At 66.8% G+C, this 15,964-nt stretch carries 16 protein-coding genes; 11 read left to right on the top strand and 5 right to left on the bottom strand.

All coding sequences use genetic code 11. The annotated features are described in order from the left end of the window. Positions 1 to 24 precede the first annotated feature (24 nt). The 7 genes from fsa (at position 25) to ACW17X_RS11070 (ending at position 5,678) form a co-directional block, all read left to right on the top strand. A complete protein-coding gene (fsa, locus tag ACW17X_RS11100; protein ID WP_492097383.1) occupies positions 25 to 678 on the top strand; it encodes a fructose-6-phosphate aldolase in 654 nt (217 codons plus the stop codon). A gap of 36 nt (positions 679 to 714) precedes the next feature. Beyond that, positions 715 to 1,428, top strand: coding sequence for a DUF484 family protein (locus tag ACW17X_RS11095; protein WP_492097381.1), 714 nt, complete (start codon positions 715 to 717; stop codon positions 1,426 to 1,428). Beyond that, a complete protein-coding gene (locus tag ACW17X_RS11090) occupies positions 1,410 to 2,339 on the top strand; it encodes a tyrosine recombinase XerC (RefSeq protein WP_492097379.1) in 930 nt (309 codons plus the stop codon). Before ACW17X_RS11095 ends, ACW17X_RS11090 begins: the two co-directional genes overlap by 19 nt. Before the next feature lie 37 nt (positions 2,340 to 2,376). Next, positions 2,377 to 2,832, top strand: coding sequence for an iron-sulfur cluster assembly scaffold protein (locus ACW17X_RS11085; RefSeq protein WP_492097377.1), 456 nt, complete (start codon positions 2,377 to 2,379; stop codon positions 2,830 to 2,832). A gap of 79 nt (positions 2,833 to 2,911) precedes the next feature. Then, entirely contained in the window at positions 2,912 to 3,160 is a 249-nt protein-coding gene (gene yidD / locus ACW17X_RS11080) for a membrane protein insertion efficiency factor YidD (RefSeq protein WP_267515079.1), read from the top strand. After that, positions 3,157 to 5,091 (top strand): threonine--tRNA ligase, encoded by a 1,935-nt coding sequence (gene thrS, locus ACW17X_RS11075; RefSeq protein ID WP_492097374.1) that lies wholly within the window; start codon positions 3,157 to 3,159, stop codon positions 5,089 to 5,091. Before yidD ends, thrS begins: the two co-directional genes overlap by 4 nt. Positions 5,092 to 5,177: 86 nt before the next feature. Next, entirely contained in the window at positions 5,178 to 5,678 is a 501-nt protein-coding gene (locus tag ACW17X_RS11070; RefSeq protein ID WP_164952646.1) for a YciE/YciF ferroxidase family protein, read from the top strand. Positions 5,679 to 5,738: 60 nt separating this feature from the next. Here ACW17X_RS11070 and dapD read toward each other — a convergent pair whose 3' ends face one another. From dapD to ACW17X_RS11045, 5 genes are read right to left on the bottom strand one after another with little or no spacing between them, the layout of a single operon-like run. Then, positions 5,739 to 6,596, bottom strand: coding sequence for a 2,3,4,5-tetrahydropyridine-2,6-dicarboxylate N-succinyltransferase (dapD, locus tag ACW17X_RS11065; protein WP_492097372.1), 858 nt, complete (start codon positions 6,594 to 6,596; stop codon positions 5,739 to 5,741). Further along, positions 6,593 to 7,255, bottom strand: coding sequence for a pyrimidine 5'-nucleotidase (locus ACW17X_RS11060; protein ID WP_492097371.1), 663 nt, complete (start codon positions 7,253 to 7,255; stop codon positions 6,593 to 6,595). The genes dapD and ACW17X_RS11060 overlap by 4 nt, the downstream gene beginning before the upstream one ends. Next, positions 7,252 to 8,181 carry an acetylglutamate kinase gene (gene argB, locus ACW17X_RS11055; RefSeq protein WP_492097369.1) on the bottom strand — a complete coding sequence of 310 codons (930 nt, stop codon included), beginning with the start codon at positions 8,179 to 8,181 and terminating at the stop codon, positions 7,252 to 7,254. The genes ACW17X_RS11060 and argB overlap by 4 nt, the downstream gene beginning before the upstream one ends. Before the next feature lie 54 nt (positions 8,182 to 8,235). Then, the gene (locus ACW17X_RS11050; protein WP_492097367.1) at positions 8,236 to 9,066 is read right to left on the bottom strand and encodes a sulfotransferase family protein; all 831 of its coding nucleotides are present in this window, start codon (positions 9,064 to 9,066) and stop codon (positions 8,236 to 8,238) included. 39 nt (positions 9,067 to 9,105) lie between these two features. Beyond that, positions 9,106 to 9,903, bottom strand: a complete 798-nt coding sequence (locus ACW17X_RS11045) for an alkaline phosphatase family protein (RefSeq protein WP_492097366.1) — start codon at positions 9,901 to 9,903, stop codon at positions 9,106 to 9,108. A gap of 135 nt (positions 9,904 to 10,038) precedes the next feature. Here ACW17X_RS11045 and ACW17X_RS11040 point away from each other — a divergent pair, with 135 nt between their 5' ends. The 4 genes from ACW17X_RS11040 to ACW17X_RS11025 all read left to right on the top strand — a co-directional run bounded on the left by ACW17X_RS11040 (position 10,039) and on the right by ACW17X_RS11025 (position 15,960). After that, a complete protein-coding gene (locus ACW17X_RS11040) occupies positions 10,039 to 10,797 on the top strand; it encodes a hypothetical protein (protein ID WP_492097364.1) in 759 nt (252 codons plus the stop codon). 241 nt (positions 10,798 to 11,038) lie between these two features. Then, positions 11,039 to 12,469 carry a hypothetical protein gene (locus ACW17X_RS11035; protein WP_492097362.1) on the top strand — a complete coding sequence of 477 codons (1,431 nt, stop codon included), beginning with the start codon at positions 11,039 to 11,041 and terminating at the stop codon, positions 12,467 to 12,469. A 149-nt stretch (positions 12,470 to 12,618) separates the two neighbouring features. After that, positions 12,619 to 14,070, top strand: a complete 1,452-nt coding sequence (locus ACW17X_RS11030) for an autotransporter outer membrane beta-barrel domain-containing protein (protein ID WP_492097361.1) — start codon at positions 12,619 to 12,621, stop codon at positions 14,068 to 14,070. Between the two features lie 141 nt (positions 14,071 to 14,211). Then, on the top strand, positions 14,212 to 15,960 hold the full coding sequence (locus ACW17X_RS11025; RefSeq protein WP_492097359.1) for a GspE/PulE family protein: 1,749 nt from the start codon (positions 14,212 to 14,214) through the stop codon (positions 15,958 to 15,960). Positions 15,961 to 15,964 lie beyond the last annotated feature (4 nt).

The following is a 15,964-nucleotide window of genomic DNA, read 5'->3' as shown; positions in this document are numbered from 1 at the left end:
TCGCCCTCGGCTATGAAGCCGTCCATGAAACTCTTTCTCGATACCGCCGACGTCGCCGTCATCAAGGACATGATCCCCACCGGCATGGTGGACGGCGTCACCACCAATCCGTCGCTGATCGCCAAGTCGGGTCGGAACATCGCCGAGGTCATCGCCGAAATCTGCGCCCTGGTCGAGGGGCCGATTTCCGCCGAGGCCGTCTCGCTCGATTTCGAGACCATGGTCAAGGAGGGCGACAAGCTCGCCGCCATCGCCCCGAATGTGGTCGTGAAACTGCCCCTGACCTGGGACGGCCTGCGCGCCTGCCGCGTCTTCACCGACAAGGGGATCCAGACCAACGTCACCCTGTGTTTCTCCGCCGCCCAGGCGCTGCTGGCGGCCAAGGCCGGCGCGACCTTCGTCTCGCCCTTCGTCGGCCGGCTGGAAGACAATGGCGCCGACGGCATCGCCCTGCTGGAAGAGATCCGCGTCCTGTATGACGTGCACGGTTTCGAGACCCAGATCCTGGCCGCCTCGCTGCGCAACGTCGCCCATGTGGCCGCCGCCGCCGTGGCCGGATCGGACGCCGCAACCTTCGGCGCTGACACATTCAAGGCCCTGGTAAAGCACCCGTTAACCGACAGAGGTCTTGATGCCTTCGTGGCGGACTGGGCCAAGACCGGTCAGTCCATCCTGTAAATCGCGCGTCACGGAGAGGTCTGTTTGAGCGGCTCATTGGACCTTTTCGAAACCTCGGAAGCGGACGCCGTCCCCCATCTGGGCGACGGCCTGCACTGGCCCGAGGTGCGCGGCTGGCTTCAGACCCATCCCCAGACCCTGCTGGACGACCGCTCCCTGCTGGAAGAGATCGGCCTGCGTCCGCACGGCCGCAATGTGTTGGAGTTCGGCGCCGCCGCCCTGACGCGGCTCGAGGCGGTGGTCGAACGCGAGACCGGCGCCCGGCGCGAGGTCGAGACCATCGCCCGCGCCAATTTCGCCGCCCAGACCCAGACCCACGTCGCCGCCCTGGACCTGATGGAGGCCCGCAACCATTCCGATCTGGCGCGACGCCTGGACGCGGCGGCCCAGGGGAGGTTCGGCCTGGCCGGCGCCGCCATTGCTCTGGAACGACCGGGCGGCGTGCCCTTCGGCTGGCGTGGCTTGGAAGCCGGCGAAGTGGACGGCCTGCTCGGCGAACACGGCCTGACCTGGCTGGGCCCGATGTTCGAGGGGCTGGACCTGTTCGGCGCGGCCGCCGATCAGGTGAAGTCCGTCGCCCTGATCCGCATGGCGCCCCATCTGACGCCCGGCGAACCGCCCCGGCCCTGCCTGTGCGCCTTCGGCTCGCCCGAACCCGAGGGCTTCACCCCCACCATGGGCTGCGAACTGGCCGCCTTCCTGGCCCGGGTGGTGGAGCGGATGGCCGAGCGATGGCCGGTGTTGAACTGACCGCCGCCGAGGCCCTCCTCGCCTGGCTCGAGCATCTGGCGCATGAGCGACGGCTGTCGCCCCGCACCCTGGAGGCCTACGGCCATATCGGCCGGCTCTATGTCGCCTTCCTCGAACGCCATCGCGGCGAAACCCTGACGCTGAAGGCCATGGGGACCATCACCGCCGCCGAGGTCCGCGCCCATCTGGCGGACCGCCGATCCGGCGATCATCCCCTGGCGGCCCGGTCCCTCAGCCAAACCCTGTCGGCCATTCGCGGCTTTCACGCCTTTCTGGACCGACGACTGGACACACCCGCGCCCCAGCTGGCCTTGGTGCGGGGCCCCCGGATCAAGCCGTCCCTGCCTCGACCGGTGACGGAGGACCAGGCGCGCGGCCTGCTGGCCGAACCTGACGCTGATCCGGACGCCGAGCCGTGGGAGGCCGCGCGCGACCGCGCCGTCCTGACCCTGCTTTACGGCTGCGGTCTGCGGATTTCCGAGGGCCTGTCTCTGACCCGAGCCGACGCCCCGCTGGGCGAAGCCCTGCGTGTTCTCGGAAAGGGGTCAAAGACCCGGATCGTCCCGGTTCTGCCGGCGGTCCGCGCCGCGGTGGACGCCTATCTGGCGCTCCAGCCCTTTCCGCTTCAGCCGTCCGACGCCCTGTTCCGCGCCCGACGCGGCGGGCCGCTGAGCCCGCGTCACGTCCAGGCCTCGGTCCAGCGGCTGCGCGGTCGGCTGGGCCTGCCCGAACGCACCACCCCCCACGCCCTGCGCCACAGTTTCGCGACCCACCTGCTGGGCGCCGGCGCCGATCTGCGTTCGATCCAGGAACTGCTGGGCCACGCCAGCCTGTCGACGACCCAGAAATACACCGGCGTTGACGCCGAACGCCTGCTGAACGCCTATGCGGCGGCCCATCCGCGCGCATAGGGTTCCACCCGGCCACTGCCCGTCCTATCTTCGCCCCATGATCGACGATCTCTACAGCGCGCGCATTCTGGCGCTTGCGGCCAACCTGCCTCATGCGGGGCGGTTGCCGTCGCCTGGGGGAACCGGCGAGCGGGTCGCCAAACTGTGCGGATCGCGCGCGACGGTCGATGTGACGCTGGACAATGAGGGCCGCGTCGTCGGCTTCGCTCAGGACGTCAAGGCCTGCGCCCTGGGCCAGGCGGCGGCCGGCGTCCTGGGCCAGTCCGTCATCGGCGCCTCAGTCGAGGAGATCGCCGGCGCCCGCGACGCCATGATCGCGATGCTGAAATCCGGCGGCAAAGGCCCGGTCGGCCGGTTCGAGGATCTGCGCCTTCTGCGCCAGGTCGCCGACTATCCCGCCCGCCACGCCTCGACCCTGGTGGCCGTTGAGGCGACGCTGGAAGCGGTCAATCAGGCCCTGGCGGAACGAACTCGTCTCGCCGGCGCGGCCTGACGGGCTCTGACCGGTTGATCCCCCTGCGATGACAGGGGATAAGTGCGGCGAACCCATCCAGCCCCCGGCGAAGGGACAAATGTCTCTCTATGAACGCGGCGTCCGCGCGGCCCATCGGGGCTACAAGCTGACGCTGTCCCCCCTGATCGGCCAGCAGTGCCGGTTCCTGCCGACCTGTTCGGACTATGGGCGCGACGCCCTGATCCAGCACGGGCCGGTCAAGGGGGGGTGGCTCACCGTGCGCCGCCTCTGTAAATGCCATCCCTTCGGCGGTTCGGGCTATGACCCGGTCCCGCCCCAGAAGACCGACGAAAAAGAACAGTCATGATCGATCTGAAATTCCCCGACGGCGCGGTGCGTCAGTATCCGGCCGGTTCGACGGCGCGCGACGTGGCGACCTCGATCTCGCCGTCCCTGGCCAAGAAGGCCGTGCTGGCCGAGCTGAACGGCGAGCAGCGCGACATGGGCCGGGTGCTGGAGACTGGCGGCGACTTCCGTCTGATCATGCGCGACGATCCCGCGGCCCTCTATACGATCCGTCACGACACGGCCCACGTCCTGGCCGAGGCGGTCCAGACCCTGTTCCCCGGCACCCAGGTCACGATCGGCCCGGCCATTGAGGACGGCTTCTATTATGACTTCTTCCGCGACGAGCCCTTCTCGACCGACGACTTCGCCGCCATCGAGAAGGAGATGGGCCGGATCGTCGATCGCGACGCCAAATTCGAGCGCGAGGTCTGGGACCGCGACGAGGCCATCGTCTTCTTCGAGGCGCGCGGCGAGAAGTTCAAGGCCGAGCTGATCCGCGACCTGCCCGAGAACGAGACCATCACCCTGTACAAGCAGGGCGACTGGATCGACCTGTGCCGGGGCCCGCACTTCCCCTCGACGCGCCATGTCGGCAAGGCGTTCAAACTGACCAAGCTGGCCGGCGCCTACTGGCGCGGCGATTCCAAACGCGAACAGCTTCAGCGCATCTACGGCACCGCCTGGGCCACCAAGGAAGACCTGGACGCCTATCTGCAACGGCTGGAAGAGGCCGAGAAGCGCGACCACCGCAAGGTCGGGAAGGCGATGGAGCTCTTCCACATGCAGGAAGAGGGCCGGGGCATGGTCTTCTGGCATCCCAAGGGCTGGATCCTGTGGCGTGTGCTCGAGGCCTATATGCGCCGCCGCCTGGACGCCGCCGGCTATGTCGAGGTCAAGACGCCCCAGGTGCTGGACCGCAAATTCTGGGAACAGAGCGGTCACTGGGACAAGTACCGCCCCAACATGTTCGTCTGCGAGACGGTCGAGGGCGAGACCCTCAGCCTCAAGCCGATGAACTGCCCCGGCCACGTCCAGATCTTCGACCAGGGCCAGCGCTCATACCGCGAACTGCCGCTGCGCATGGCCGAGTTCGGCGCCTGCCACCGCTACGAGCCGTCGGGATCCCTGCACGGCCTGATGCGGGTGCGCGGCTTCACCCAGGACGACGCCCACATCTTCTGCCGCGAGGACCAGATCGTCGAGGAGACGGCCGAGTTCATCAAACTGGCCCGCAGCGTCCACGCCGACCTGGGGATGGAGACCGCCTATATCAGCCTGGGCACCCGGCCCGAGAACCGCGCCGGTTCGGACGAGTTCTGGGACAAGGCCGAGGCCCTGATGGCCGAGGCCGCCCGCGCCGCCGGGACCGAGCCGGTCGTGACCGAGGGCGACGGCGCCTTCTACGCGCCCAAGCTGGACTTCATCGTCAAGGACGCCATCGGCCGCGAATGGACCTGCGGCACGATCCAGCTGGACTATGTCCTGCCCGAACGGCTGGACGCCACCTATATCGCCGAGGACGGCCAGAAGCACCGTCCGGTCATGCTGCACCGGGCGATTCTCGGATCGTTCGAGCGGTTCATCGGCATCATGATCGAGAACTACGCCGGCGCCTTCCCCCTGTGGCTGGCCCCGACCCAGGCCGTGGTGGCCACCATCACCTCCGACGCCGACGACTACGCCCGCGAGGTGATGGACCGGTTCAAGGCCGCCGGCCTGCGCACCGAGATCGACCTGCGCAACGAGAAGGTCGGCTACAAGGTCCGCGAACACTCGGTCGGCAAGGTGCCGGTCATCGCCGTGGTCGGCCGCCAGGAAGCCGAACAGGGCCTGGTCGCCATCCGCCGCCTCGGCTCCCAGGCCCAGACGGTGGTGACGGTGGAAGAAGCCATCCGCATCCTGACCGAAGAAGCCACCCCGCCCGATTTGAAACGCGCGCTCCAGGCTTAAGCCCGGAGTCGGACACAGGAACATTCGCCGGTCTGATCGCTTGTGATGGGGTGCGCCCCCGCGCCCCACACACAGCGAGACATCCCATGGCCGAGAAAACCCTCGACACCCTGTTCCACGACACGCTCAAGGACATCTATTACGCCGAGCGTAAAATCCTGAAGTCCCTGCCCAAGATGGCCCGCGCCGCTCAGTCGCCCGAGCTGAAGGCCGCCTTCGAAAAGCACAAGGACCAGACCGAAGGCCAGATCGAACGCCTCCAGCAGGTGTTCGAGATCATCGGCAAGGCCCCCCGCGGCAAGACCTGCGACGCTATCGAAGGCATCCTGGCCGAGGGCGACGAGATCATGGAAGAATACAAGGACAACCCGGCCCTCGACGCCGGCCTGCTGGCCGCCGCCCAGGCGGTCGAACACTATGAGATCACCCGCTACGGCACCCTGAAGCGCTGGGCCCTGGTGCTGGGCATGAAGGACGCCGCCGCCCTGCTGGACGAGACCCTGCAGGAAGAGTCCCAGACCGACGAAGACCTGACCGGCATAGCCGACGCCGCGGTCAACAAGGACGCGATGAAGTCCGCCGCCTGATCTTGTCGGCCGGATAAACAACGGAGGCGGCCGCGCGGTCGCCTCCGTTTTCGTATCTGATCAGTCGCGCAGCAGTTCGTTGACCCCGGTCTTGGCCCGGGTCTGGGCGTCTACTCGCTTGACGATGACGGCGCAGTACAGCGACGGGCCGCCCTTGGGGTCCGGCAGAGCGCCCGGAACCACGACCGAATAGGCCGGCACCTCGCCGCGGAAGACCTCGCCCGTGGCGCGGTCGATGATTTTGGTCGAGCCCGACAGATAGACGCCCATGGCCAGGACCGCGCCCTCGCGCACGATCACGCCTTCAGCAACTTCGGCGCGGGCGCCGATGAAACAGCCGTCCTCGATGATGGTCGGATTGGCCTGAAGCGGCTCCAGCACTCCCCCGATGCCCGCCCCGCCCGACAGGTGCACGTTCTTGCCGATCTGGGCGCAGGATCCGACCGTGGCCCAGGCGTCGACCATCGAGCCTTCATCAACGAAAGCGCCGATGTTCACGAAGGACGGCATCAGCACGACATTCCTGGCGATGTAAGCGCCTTGGCGAACAATGGCGCCGGGCACCGAGCGGAAGCCGGCGGCCTGATAGTCGGCGGCGGCCCAGTCGCCGAACTTGTTGGGCACCTTGTCCCAGTAGGGGCCGACGCCCGGGGCGTGGCTGGTCGGGCCGCGGTCGCCGGCGCGCATGATCTGGTTGTCGTTCAGGCGGAAGGACAGCAGCACCGCCTTCTTCAGCCATTGATGCGTGGTCCAGACCCCGTCCTCTCCGCGCGAGGCGACACGTGCCTGGCCCGAGTCCAGCAGGGCCAGGGCGGTCTCTACGGCGTCGCGCACGTCGCCATGGGTGGCGGCCGAGACGTCCGCGCGCTCTTCCCAGGCGGACTCGATGACGGATTCGAGATGCGACAGGTCGGTCATGCGGCGGCGTCCTTGAAGTTCAGGGCGTTGAGGAAGTCGAGAAGATCGGGGGCGATCCAGTCAATATGGTCCCCCAGGGGCTTGCCGTGGCCGTCGCCGATCAGGACGGTCGCCATGCCTAAAGCCTTGGCCGGCTCCAGGTTCTTGGGCGTATCCTCGAAGAAGGCGGCGCAACGGGGTTCGAAATCGAACCGCTCGATCATACGACGAAAGGCCGATGGGGCCGGCTTGGGCGTCAGATCGCCGTCCTCGATGGCGAACACCCCCTCGAAACAGTCGGCGACGCCGATCCGGTCCAGCACCCGATGCGCATAGTCCCGCGCGCCGTTGGTGAAGACGAAACAGCGCCCCGGCAGGGTCTTCAGCCGCTCGGCCAGGCGTGGATTGGGCTCGACCCCGTCCAGGGGCACATCATGCACCACGTGCAGGAAGTCCTCGGGATCGATGGTATAGTTGGCCATCAGCCCGGCCAGGGTCGTGCCGTGTTCGTCCAGGAACTGGCGTTGCAGCACCCGCGCCTCCTGCGGCGCCAGGCCGACCGCCTCGACCACATAGGCGTTGATCCGCGCCTGAACCAAGGACATCAGCCCCTGTTCGCGCGGATACAGGGTGTCGTCCATGTCGAACACCCAGGCGTTGACGTGCGACAGGTCGATCAAGACGCCTTCACCAGGGTGCCGGCGCCGAACTCGGTGAACAACTCCACAAGCATGGCGTGGGGCCGCCGGCCGTCCAGAATGACCACGGCCTCGACCCCGGCGCGCACGGCGGCCATGGCCGTCTCCAGCTTGGGGATCATGCCGCCGTGGGCGACGCCGGTGTCGATCAACTCCTGGGCCTCGTCCAGGGTCATCTGACGGATGATGTCGCCGTCCGCCCCCTTGACCCCCGGCACGTCGGTCAGCAGCAGCATCCGCTTGGCGCCCAGCGACCCGGCCACGGCGCCCGCCACCGTATCGGCGTTGACGTTATAGGTCTGGCCGTCCTCGGCCACCCCGATCGGCGCGATGACCGGGACCCAGTCCTCGGTCTCCGACGCGATCAGGCCCCTGATCAGCTTGGGATCCACCTTGGTCGGCTCGCCGACATAGCCCAGGTCGACCTCGTGCTCGATCATGCTGTCGGGATCGCGCTTGGTGCGGCGGGTCTTCTCGACCGTCAGCAGGCCGGCGTCCTTGCCTGACAGGCCGACGCCGCGCACGTCCGCCTCTTTGCCGGCCATGGTGATCCAGTGGGCGATCTCCTTGTTTACGGCGCCGGACAGGACCATTTCGGCCACCTCCATCGTCGCTGGATCTGTGACCCTCAGCCCATCCACAAAGCTGGATTTCACTCCCGCCTTGTCCAGCATGGCGCTGATCTGCGGCCCGCCGCCGTGCACCACGACCGGGTTCACCCCCATCAGCTTCAGCAGCACCACATCGGCCGCGAACTGACGCGCCACGGCGCTCTCGCCCATGGCGTGGCCGCCGTATTTGATGACCACGGTCTCGCGGTCATAGACCTGAATATACGGCAAGGCTTCGGCGAGCGTCTTCGCCGTCTCCCAGCTGCGTTCCTCGGACTGGCGTTCTGTTTCGTTCATCACCGGCGCGAGATAGCGGGGGAGGGGCGAGGAGTCACGGGGAAAGCCGTCGCCTCAACGCGGAGCGTCGGCAAACAGATCGGTGACGGCGTCGAAGCGGGCTCGGATCTCGTCCAACCGAAGGTGGACGCCTGGATGTTCTCCCCCATGCGCCAGTTCCGTCAGCAGGCCATAGGTCTCTGCTACGGCGCGCGGCAAGACTTGGTCATCGCCCCTTTGTCTCTGCAGGTCGGCCGACAGAAAGGCGTCTACAGCCGCGCCCCGTTCGGCGTCTTCCAGGTTCAGGTTGATGTTCAGGCGCACCTCTATGCGCGCCGCTTCGCCACGCCAGTCGTTCAGAAAATCCTTCCACAGCAGGACGCGGCGTTTCAGTCCCCGGCTGGCGGTCTCGGCGTCGAGAACATGGCGAAGCCACAGCCTCAGCGCCGCCTCACGTGACATGGTGTTACGCGCGATCAGCGATCCCGCCGCCTCGCGCGGGTCGCGCACGGGCGAGATGATGTGCGGTTCATAACCGGCTGCCCCAAGCACGCCCCGCCAGAAGGGGAAGAACCGACAGAGTCTCGGGTCCTTCAACACGATCAAGTCTTGCCCGCCGAACTCGTCCGCCAGACTTCGCGCGGCTTCCGGCTGGAAGGCCGCGAGAACGGCGGGATCGGGCTCGAACCGCCGCCAATCGCGCCAGTCCGAGTGTCCTGCCGCCAGTATCCGGTCGTTGACCTCCATCAACACCCGGCTTTCCCAGAACCCCCGCGGATTGTCTTCGCCGGGCGTCATCAAGGTGCGGGGCGGCGCGGCGCCCAGCATGGACAGGGCGCCGGCCACGGACGACGTACCGCTGCGATGCATGCCCAGGACGACAAGGGCGGTCTTTGTCGCGGTCATGCGGGCGCACTCACTCGGGGGTGTTTGGAGACCAAGGGACTAAACCGGCCTGCCGCGATAGCGCAACAACAGGGGCACAGTCAGGGTCATCTCGTGGCTGACGCCATGTTCCCACAGCCCGTCCTCGCCCCAGCAGTCGCCATGGTCGGCGCAGATCAGGATGGTCGCGTCCCGGAACCGGTCGAGAAGCCCGACCAGGCGTGCATCGACGTATTCGACGCAGGCGGTCTGGCGGCTGCGACAGTCCGCTGAACGATCGACCGTCTGGAACGGGACGCAGGGGTTGTCGTCCTCCGACCAGGGCGCGCCCTGATAGTGGTAGGGGACGTGGGTTTCCCCGATGTTCATGAAGACGAAGCCGGGCGCGTCGCCGGCCTGTTCCAACTGGGCCTCGACCCAGGCGATCTGGGCCTCGACGCCGTCGCGTCCGGCGAACCAGAAGGCGTCGAAGCCGTGGCGCAGGGTCGCCGACACCGGCGTGGCGGGATCGAACCAGCCCATGGCCGCCGTGCCGATGGTCCGCCAGCCGCCCTGACGGAAACCGTCCACGATATTGTCGCCGGCCACGGTGAAGCCGGGCGGCGCCACGCCGGGGTGGCCGGCGTAGCTGAGCCGGAAGAGGCGCGCCAGCTTGGGCGTCAGAAACGGCTGCGGCGCGCCCTCGACGCCCGGGGTGAAGCCGACGAACATCGCGGCGTGAGAGCCGTAGGTGAAATGCGACGGCGCCTGGGCCCGGTGCAGGGGGGCTAGGGCCTTCATGTGCGGCAGTCTGGCGGCGGAAAATGTGTCGTACCGGCAGGAATCCAGCGAAATGAACAGGATGCTGTCTGAATTCATGCCGTCTGCGGCCTTGCGAGATACGCGCCGGCGCGAGGCGCGACGCCCTTGAAATAGGGAGAGAACAATGGCCTAAACCAGCTCGCCATATCCCTGCCCGGCGTCGGCGGGCGGCGCAAGCGAGGGGCCTCGAAAATGAAAATCCTGTTCTGCATCCCCGCCTACGGCGGCAGTGTCCGGGCCGAGACCATGATTTCGGTCTCGACGGGCGTGATCCAGCTGTCGCAGAACTTCCCCAGCGCCGAAATCCGACTGTTCACCATCAACATGGCCGAGATCGCGCGGGTGCGGAACATCTTCGCCTCCATGCTTCTCGACGGCTATGACGCCCTCTTCATGCTGGATTCCGACATGGGGGTTCCGGCCGACACCTTTTCGCGCCTGCTGGCCTCGGGCCACGAGGTGTGCGGCCTGACCTATCCGCGCCGCCAGATCGACATGGCGAAGTTCCACCGGCTGGCCCAGGAAGGCCATGCCTTTGAAAAATGCCAGACCGGCGCCCTCAGCTTCATCGCGGCCGGCGGCTTCGTGCACAACGGCGGCCAGATCGATATCCGCGAGGGCTACCTCGAGATGAACGAAATCCCCGGCGGTTGCATGCTTATTCGCAAATCGGCGGTCGAACTCCTCTGGACAAAGTCGCCCAATTTGCGTCAAACTCAAAACATCAGCGATATGGAAGCTGACCTGGGATTGAAGCGGCTGATTCGCTGCTTCGACAATATCCAGGAGGGGACGAGTAAATATAGCGAAGACATCAGTTTCTGCCGCTATTACCGCAAGGCTGGGGGCAAGATCTTCGCCCTGATCGACGTCAGTGTCGCCCATTACGGCGACATGAAATACGAAGGTCGTTACTCTGACCTGCTTCTATCGGGCGCCAAGCCCGCCTAGGGCGAGGCGTCCTCGGCTCCAAAAGACTCTCTGGTTGGGGAATTTGACTCTCGGCGGTCATGCAAATGTCAAATATTGACAAAGTGTTGACGTCGTGTCGACATCTTTTGTGGTTGACGACACGAGTAGGTGAACGGTAACACTCTTATGCCAGGGGAAGCAGGGTGGGCCGCACGGTCAATCTCTGTGACCATCCTACGCAGCTCCGTATGCAACCTCTAGGAACCTTTTGGGGACCCCAATGATTCGCAAGTCTCTCTATCTCGCCGCTTCGGCCGCCGTGCTTCTCACGGCCGCTCAAGCGCAAGCCGCCTCCATCACCGGCACCGGCACCTTCACGGGCGTCACCTCGACGACCACGACCGGCGCCTACCAGCTGGCCGAAGAACTGACCTTCTTCACCGCCTATTCGTCGGCCACTGCCGCCGCCGCCACTCAAGGCGCCGCCACCTTCAACCTGGTCGCCACTGGCGGGTTCACCACGGGTGAATCCCTGCTGCTGACGCTCGATCTGGCGGGCGGCGTGTTCACCGGCAGCGGCGTCACCGTCGCCGAAGTCACGGCTACGGCTTGCGCCGTCAGCTCGCCGGTGACGGTCACGGCAGCCGCCGCCGGCGGCACCTCGGCCCAGTACCTGGTTCAGCTGTCGGGCGACTGCGACCCGGGTTCGCTGATCGCGATCTCGGCTCCGGTTCAGGTCACCGGTTCGAACCTGACCATCGGCGCTATGATGCAACAAAGCTTCGGCGGCCAACTGATCAACGTTGACGGCGGCCGCACCTCGGCTCGCTTCGTCACCGTCGCTTCGGCCTTCGACGCTGAAATCGAAGCCGCTGGCAACACCGTCACCGCTCTGGTCGCCGAAGGCTACCGTGAACTGAGCGGCGCGGGCTCCATCGGCAGCGTGACCGTCTCCGTCGACACCGACGTCAACGTCGACCTGGCCGGCACCAACGCCGCTGCTGGCGACGTCGATGGCGTGGTCCTGACCGCGACCGCCCTGACCGGTTCGTTCACCGGCTACAACCTGGACTTCGACGGCGACCTGTTCACGTCGGGTACTGCTTCGGCCACCGTCTCGACCATCCGCGTCGCCGACCTGGGCGCCTTCGTCGGCAGCGACGTCATCTCCGTCGTCGACAACACCTCGACCGCCACGACCGCCGGCATCAACGCCGACGCCGTGATCCCGGCCTCGACCTTCTCGGTCACGGCCGCTGTCGATCTGGCCGCCGGCCTGACCGACTTCACCGCCACCGGTTCGCTGGACTCGGTCGTCCGTGACGGCACCTCGTTCGTCGCTCCGTGGATCGCCCTGGGCGCCGCCTCGGCCAACTCGACCATCCGTCTGGCCAACAACGGTTCGACCGACACCGGCCCGATCCAAATGACGCTGACGTCGAGCAACGGCGCCGCCGCCACGACCGAAACCGTCACGATCGACGCCGCTGACCTGGTCTCCGGTTCGCTGACCACCGCTGGCGGCATCCCCGCCGGTGGCGTGGTGTCCGTCTCGGGCGCTGCTCTGAAGGAAGCCTTCGGCACCGACGCCGCCAACGGCGACCTGGAAGTGACGATCGAAGCTCAGCCGCAGTTCATCAGCGGCAAGGTTCGCGTCACGCAAGCTTCGGGCCAAGTGTTCGAAAGCTCGCTGGGCAACCTGTCCAACTAAGTCCAGTCTCACGACTGAACTGGGGAAAGGGAGGGCTTCGGCCCTCCCTTTTTTTGTTACGGCATCTGCAGGGGTGCAGCGCCTTGTTAATCGCTGCCACATAAGGTCGCTGTCAGTCCTTCGTACGTATTCGCCGCCTGGAAAGTTCAATGATCCGTAAGTCTCTTTATCTCGCTGCTTCGGCCGCCGTGCTTGTCACGGCTGCTCACGCCCAGGCCGCATCCATCACCGGCACCGGCGCCTTCTCGGGCGTCCTGTCGTCGACGACGACCGGCGCCTACAAGCTGGCTGAAGAACTGACCTACTTCACCGCCTATTCGTCGGCCACCGGCGCTGCCGCCACGCAAGGCGACGCCACCTTCAACATGGTCGCCACCTCTGGCTTCACCGTTGGCGAATCCCTGCTGCTGACCATCGATCTGACCGGCGGTGTCTTCACGTCTTCGTCGGGCTTCAGCGTCAGTGACGTCGTCACGGCCAGCTGCGACGTCAGCAATGTGGTTCCGGTCACGCCGATCGCTCGCGGCGCGACTTCGGCCCAATATTTGATCACTCTGGACGACACCACGGCCACCTGCGCCACCGGCTCGGCCATCGCGATCTCGGCTCCGGTGCAAGTCACCGGCTCCAACATGACGATCGGCGCTCAGCTGCAGCAAAGCTTCGGCGGTTCGTTGATCAATGTCGACGGTGGCCGCACCTCGGCCCGTTTCGTCACCGTCGCCCCCGCCTTCAGCGCCGAAATCGAAGCCACTAACAACACCGTCACTGCCCTGGTCGCCGAAGGCTATCGCGAGCTGAGCAGTTCGCCCGTCGCCATCGGCAACCTGACCGTCGCCGTTGACAACAGCGTTCACACAAGCGTCGGTGGCGTCACCGCCTCCGCGTCCCACATCACTAACGTCGTTCTGACCGCGACCGCCCTGACGGGAACGTTCACTGGTTACAACCTGTCGGCAGGTAGCTCCAGCTTCACCTCGGGAACGTCTTCGGCCACGGTCTCGACCGTCCGCGTTCTCGACCTGGGTGGCAGTGATAAAAGCGTCGGCATCTTTGTTGTCGACAACATCTCTACCGCCACGACCGCCGGCATTGACGCCGACGGCGTGATCCCGGCCTCGACCTTCTCGGTCACGGCCGCTGTCGATCTGGCCGCCGGCCTGAATGACTTAACCGCCACCGGTTCGCTGGCTCCGGTCAAGCGTGACGGCACGTCGTTCGTCGCCCCGTGGATCGCCCTGGGCGCCGCCTCGGCCAACTCGACCATCCGTCTGGCCAACAACGGTTCGAGCGACACCGGTCCGATCCAGATGACCCTGACGTCCAGCAATGGTTCGGCCGCCACGACCGAAACTGTCACTATCGGCGCCGGTCAACTGGTCTCCGGTTCGCTGACCGCTTCGGGCGGCATCCCCGCCGGTGGCTTGGTGTCCGTTTCGGGCGCCGCTCTGAAGACCGCCTTCGGCACCGACGCCGCCAACGGCGACCTGGAAGTGTCGATCGAAGCTCAACCGCAGTTCATCAGCGGCAAGGTTCGCGTGACCCAGGCTTCGGGCGAGATCTTCGAAACCTCGCTGGGCAACCTGGAAGGCGTCCGCTAAGTCCAGATTCCGGTCTGAACTGGGGAAAGGGAGGGCTTCTGCCCTCCCTTTTTCTTTGCCTGAGGCCCTGGCGAAGCCGGGGACAAGGGCGTGGCGCTCGGCTATAAGCTGGGGCCTCACCTTTGCCGATCAGAGACTTCCTTGACCGACGCCGCGCCCGTGGCCATCCGTTTCCCCTCTCCGGCCGCCCGTCGTCGCCTGGGCGAGGTGCTGCTTGACCGGGGCCTGATCCGCGCCGAGGACCTGGCCAACGCCCTGACCCTGCAGCAGCAGAACGGCGGCCTCCTTGGCCTGAACCTGGTCCGCCTGGGCGCCATTTCCGAGTCGCAGCTGCTGGAGGTCCTGTCCGAGCAGCTGGATCTGCCCATCCTCCTGCCCGAGAACGGCCCCGCCCCCCATCAGGTGGCGGGCTTCCTGGCCGAGATCCGCTCGCCCCTGAACTGGTGGGCCGAGCATGAGGCCGTCGCCTGGCGCGCCTCCGCCGAAGGCGAAGGCCAGACCGCCCATATCGTCTGCGCGGCCGTTCAGCCGCTGGACCCGCAGTTGGGCGAACGGCTGGCGCAATCGACCGCGGAACGCGTCGTCTTCATGCTGGCCCAGCGATCCCTGATCGAGGCCTTGACCCATGACCTCGACACCGACGCCGGACCCGGCCTGGACCTCAGCCTCGCCAGCGGCGCCGACGCCACCCGCCTTCGGGAGCTGGCGCAGGAGGCGCCGGTCATCGACTTCGTCAATGCGGTCTTCGCCGAGGCCCTGACCCGGCGCGCCTCCGACGTTCACGTCGAGCCGTTCGAGGACCGGTTCCTGGTCCGTATGCGGATCGACGGCGTCCTGACCACCGTCCGCGCCGCGCCGCGCGCCAATTTCGAGGCCGTCGCCTCGCGCATCAAACTGCTGTCCCAGATGGACATCGGCGAACGCCGCCTGCCCCAGGACGGCCGCCAGTCGATCCGGGTGTCCGGCCAGGAAGTGGACCTGCGCGTCTCGACCCTGCCGTGTTCGTGGGGCGAATCCATCGTCCTGCGTTTGCTGGGCAAGACCAGCCGCCTGCCCGAGCTGTCCGAACTGGGCGTCGGCCCGGATCAGGAGCGCAAGCTGATCGACCTGGCTGAACGGCCGAACGGCGTTGTCCTGATCACCGGTCCGACCGGCTCGGGCAAGACCACGACCATCTACCGCCTGCTGACCCATCTGAACGACGGCGAGCGCAAGATCATCACCGTCGAGGATCCGGTCGAGCTGGACCTGCCCGGCGTGGTGCAGGTGCGGGTGCGGTCCGAGATCGGCCTGACCTTCGCCGCCGGGCTGCGCTCCATCCTGCGTCAGGACCCCGACGTCATCATGGTGGGCGAAATCCGCGACCCCGAGACGGCGCGCATCGCCGTGCAGGCCGCGCTGACCGGCCACCTGGTCATCTCGACCGTCCACACCAACACCGCCCTGGCCGCCGTGCCGCGCCTGATCGACCTGGGGGTCGAGGACTATCTGCTGGGCGACGTCCTGCGGGGGGTGGCGGGTCAGCGGCTGGTGCGCAGCCTGTGCGACTGCGCCCGCCCATCGACGCCGGCCGAGGCCGAGGCGCATGAACGCGCCCTGCCGACCCACCTCAGGCTTGTCGCCGACACCGAGCCGGCGGCCTGGCGCGAACCGGTCGGCTGCCCCCGCTGCGGCCACAGCGGCTATAGGGGGCGGCTGGGCGTCTATGAGATCGCGGTCGCCACCCCGCATCTGATCCAGGCTCTGCGCGCCGACGCCGACGAGGATCATCTGACCCGGATCGCGCGCGACGACGGCTTCCTGAGCTTCGGCGACGACGCCTTCCTGAAGGCGCGGCGCGGCCTGACCACCCTGCCAGAGGTCCACCGCGTCGCCGGCGGCGGCGACTGACGGC

The organism is Brevundimonas sp. FV1ye4L, assembly GCF_058681255.1.
Note: the sequence above shows the minus strand (reverse complement) of the source record. Positions and strands in the feature narration are given on the sequence as shown.

Coding starts and splice junctions, on each gene's coding strand:
- fsa (WP_492097383.1), top strand. CDS start 25: ATGAAACTCTTTCTCGATACCGCCGACGTCGCCGTCATCAAGGACATG.
- ACW17X_RS11090 (WP_492097379.1), top strand. CDS start 1,410: ATGGCCGGTGTTGAACTGACCGCCGCCGAGGCCCTCCTCGCCTGGCTC.
- ACW17X_RS11085 (WP_492097377.1), top strand. CDS start 2,377: ATGATCGACGATCTCTACAGCGCGCGCATTCTGGCGCTTGCGGCCAAC.
- yidD (WP_267515079.1), top strand. CDS start 2,912: ATGTCTCTCTATGAACGCGGCGTCCGCGCGGCCCATCGGGGCTACAAG.
- thrS (WP_492097374.1), top strand. CDS start 3,157: ATGATCGATCTGAAATTCCCCGACGGCGCGGTGCGTCAGTATCCGGCC.
- ACW17X_RS11070 (WP_164952646.1), top strand. CDS start 5,178: ATGGCCGAGAAAACCCTCGACACCCTGTTCCACGACACGCTCAAGGAC.
- dapD (WP_492097372.1), bottom strand. CDS start 6,596: ATGACCGACCTGTCGCATCTCGAATCCGTCATCGAGTCCGCCTGGGAA.
- argB (WP_492097369.1), bottom strand. CDS start 8,181: ATGAACGAAACAGAACGCCAGTCCGAGGAACGCAGCTGGGAGACGGCG.
- ACW17X_RS11050 (WP_492097367.1), bottom strand. CDS start 9,066: ATGACCGCGACAAAGACCGCCCTTGTCGTCCTGGGCATGCATCGCAGC.
- ACW17X_RS11045 (WP_492097366.1), bottom strand. CDS start 9,903: ATGAATTCAGACAGCATCCTGTTCATTTCGCTGGATTCCTGCCGGTAC.
- ACW17X_RS11040 (WP_492097364.1), top strand. CDS start 10,039: ATGAAAATCCTGTTCTGCATCCCCGCCTACGGCGGCAGTGTCCGGGCC.
- ACW17X_RS11035 (WP_492097362.1), top strand. CDS start 11,039: ATGATTCGCAAGTCTCTCTATCTCGCCGCTTCGGCCGCCGTGCTTCTC.
- ACW17X_RS11030 (WP_492097361.1), top strand. CDS start 12,619: ATGATCCGTAAGTCTCTTTATCTCGCTGCTTCGGCCGCCGTGCTTGTC.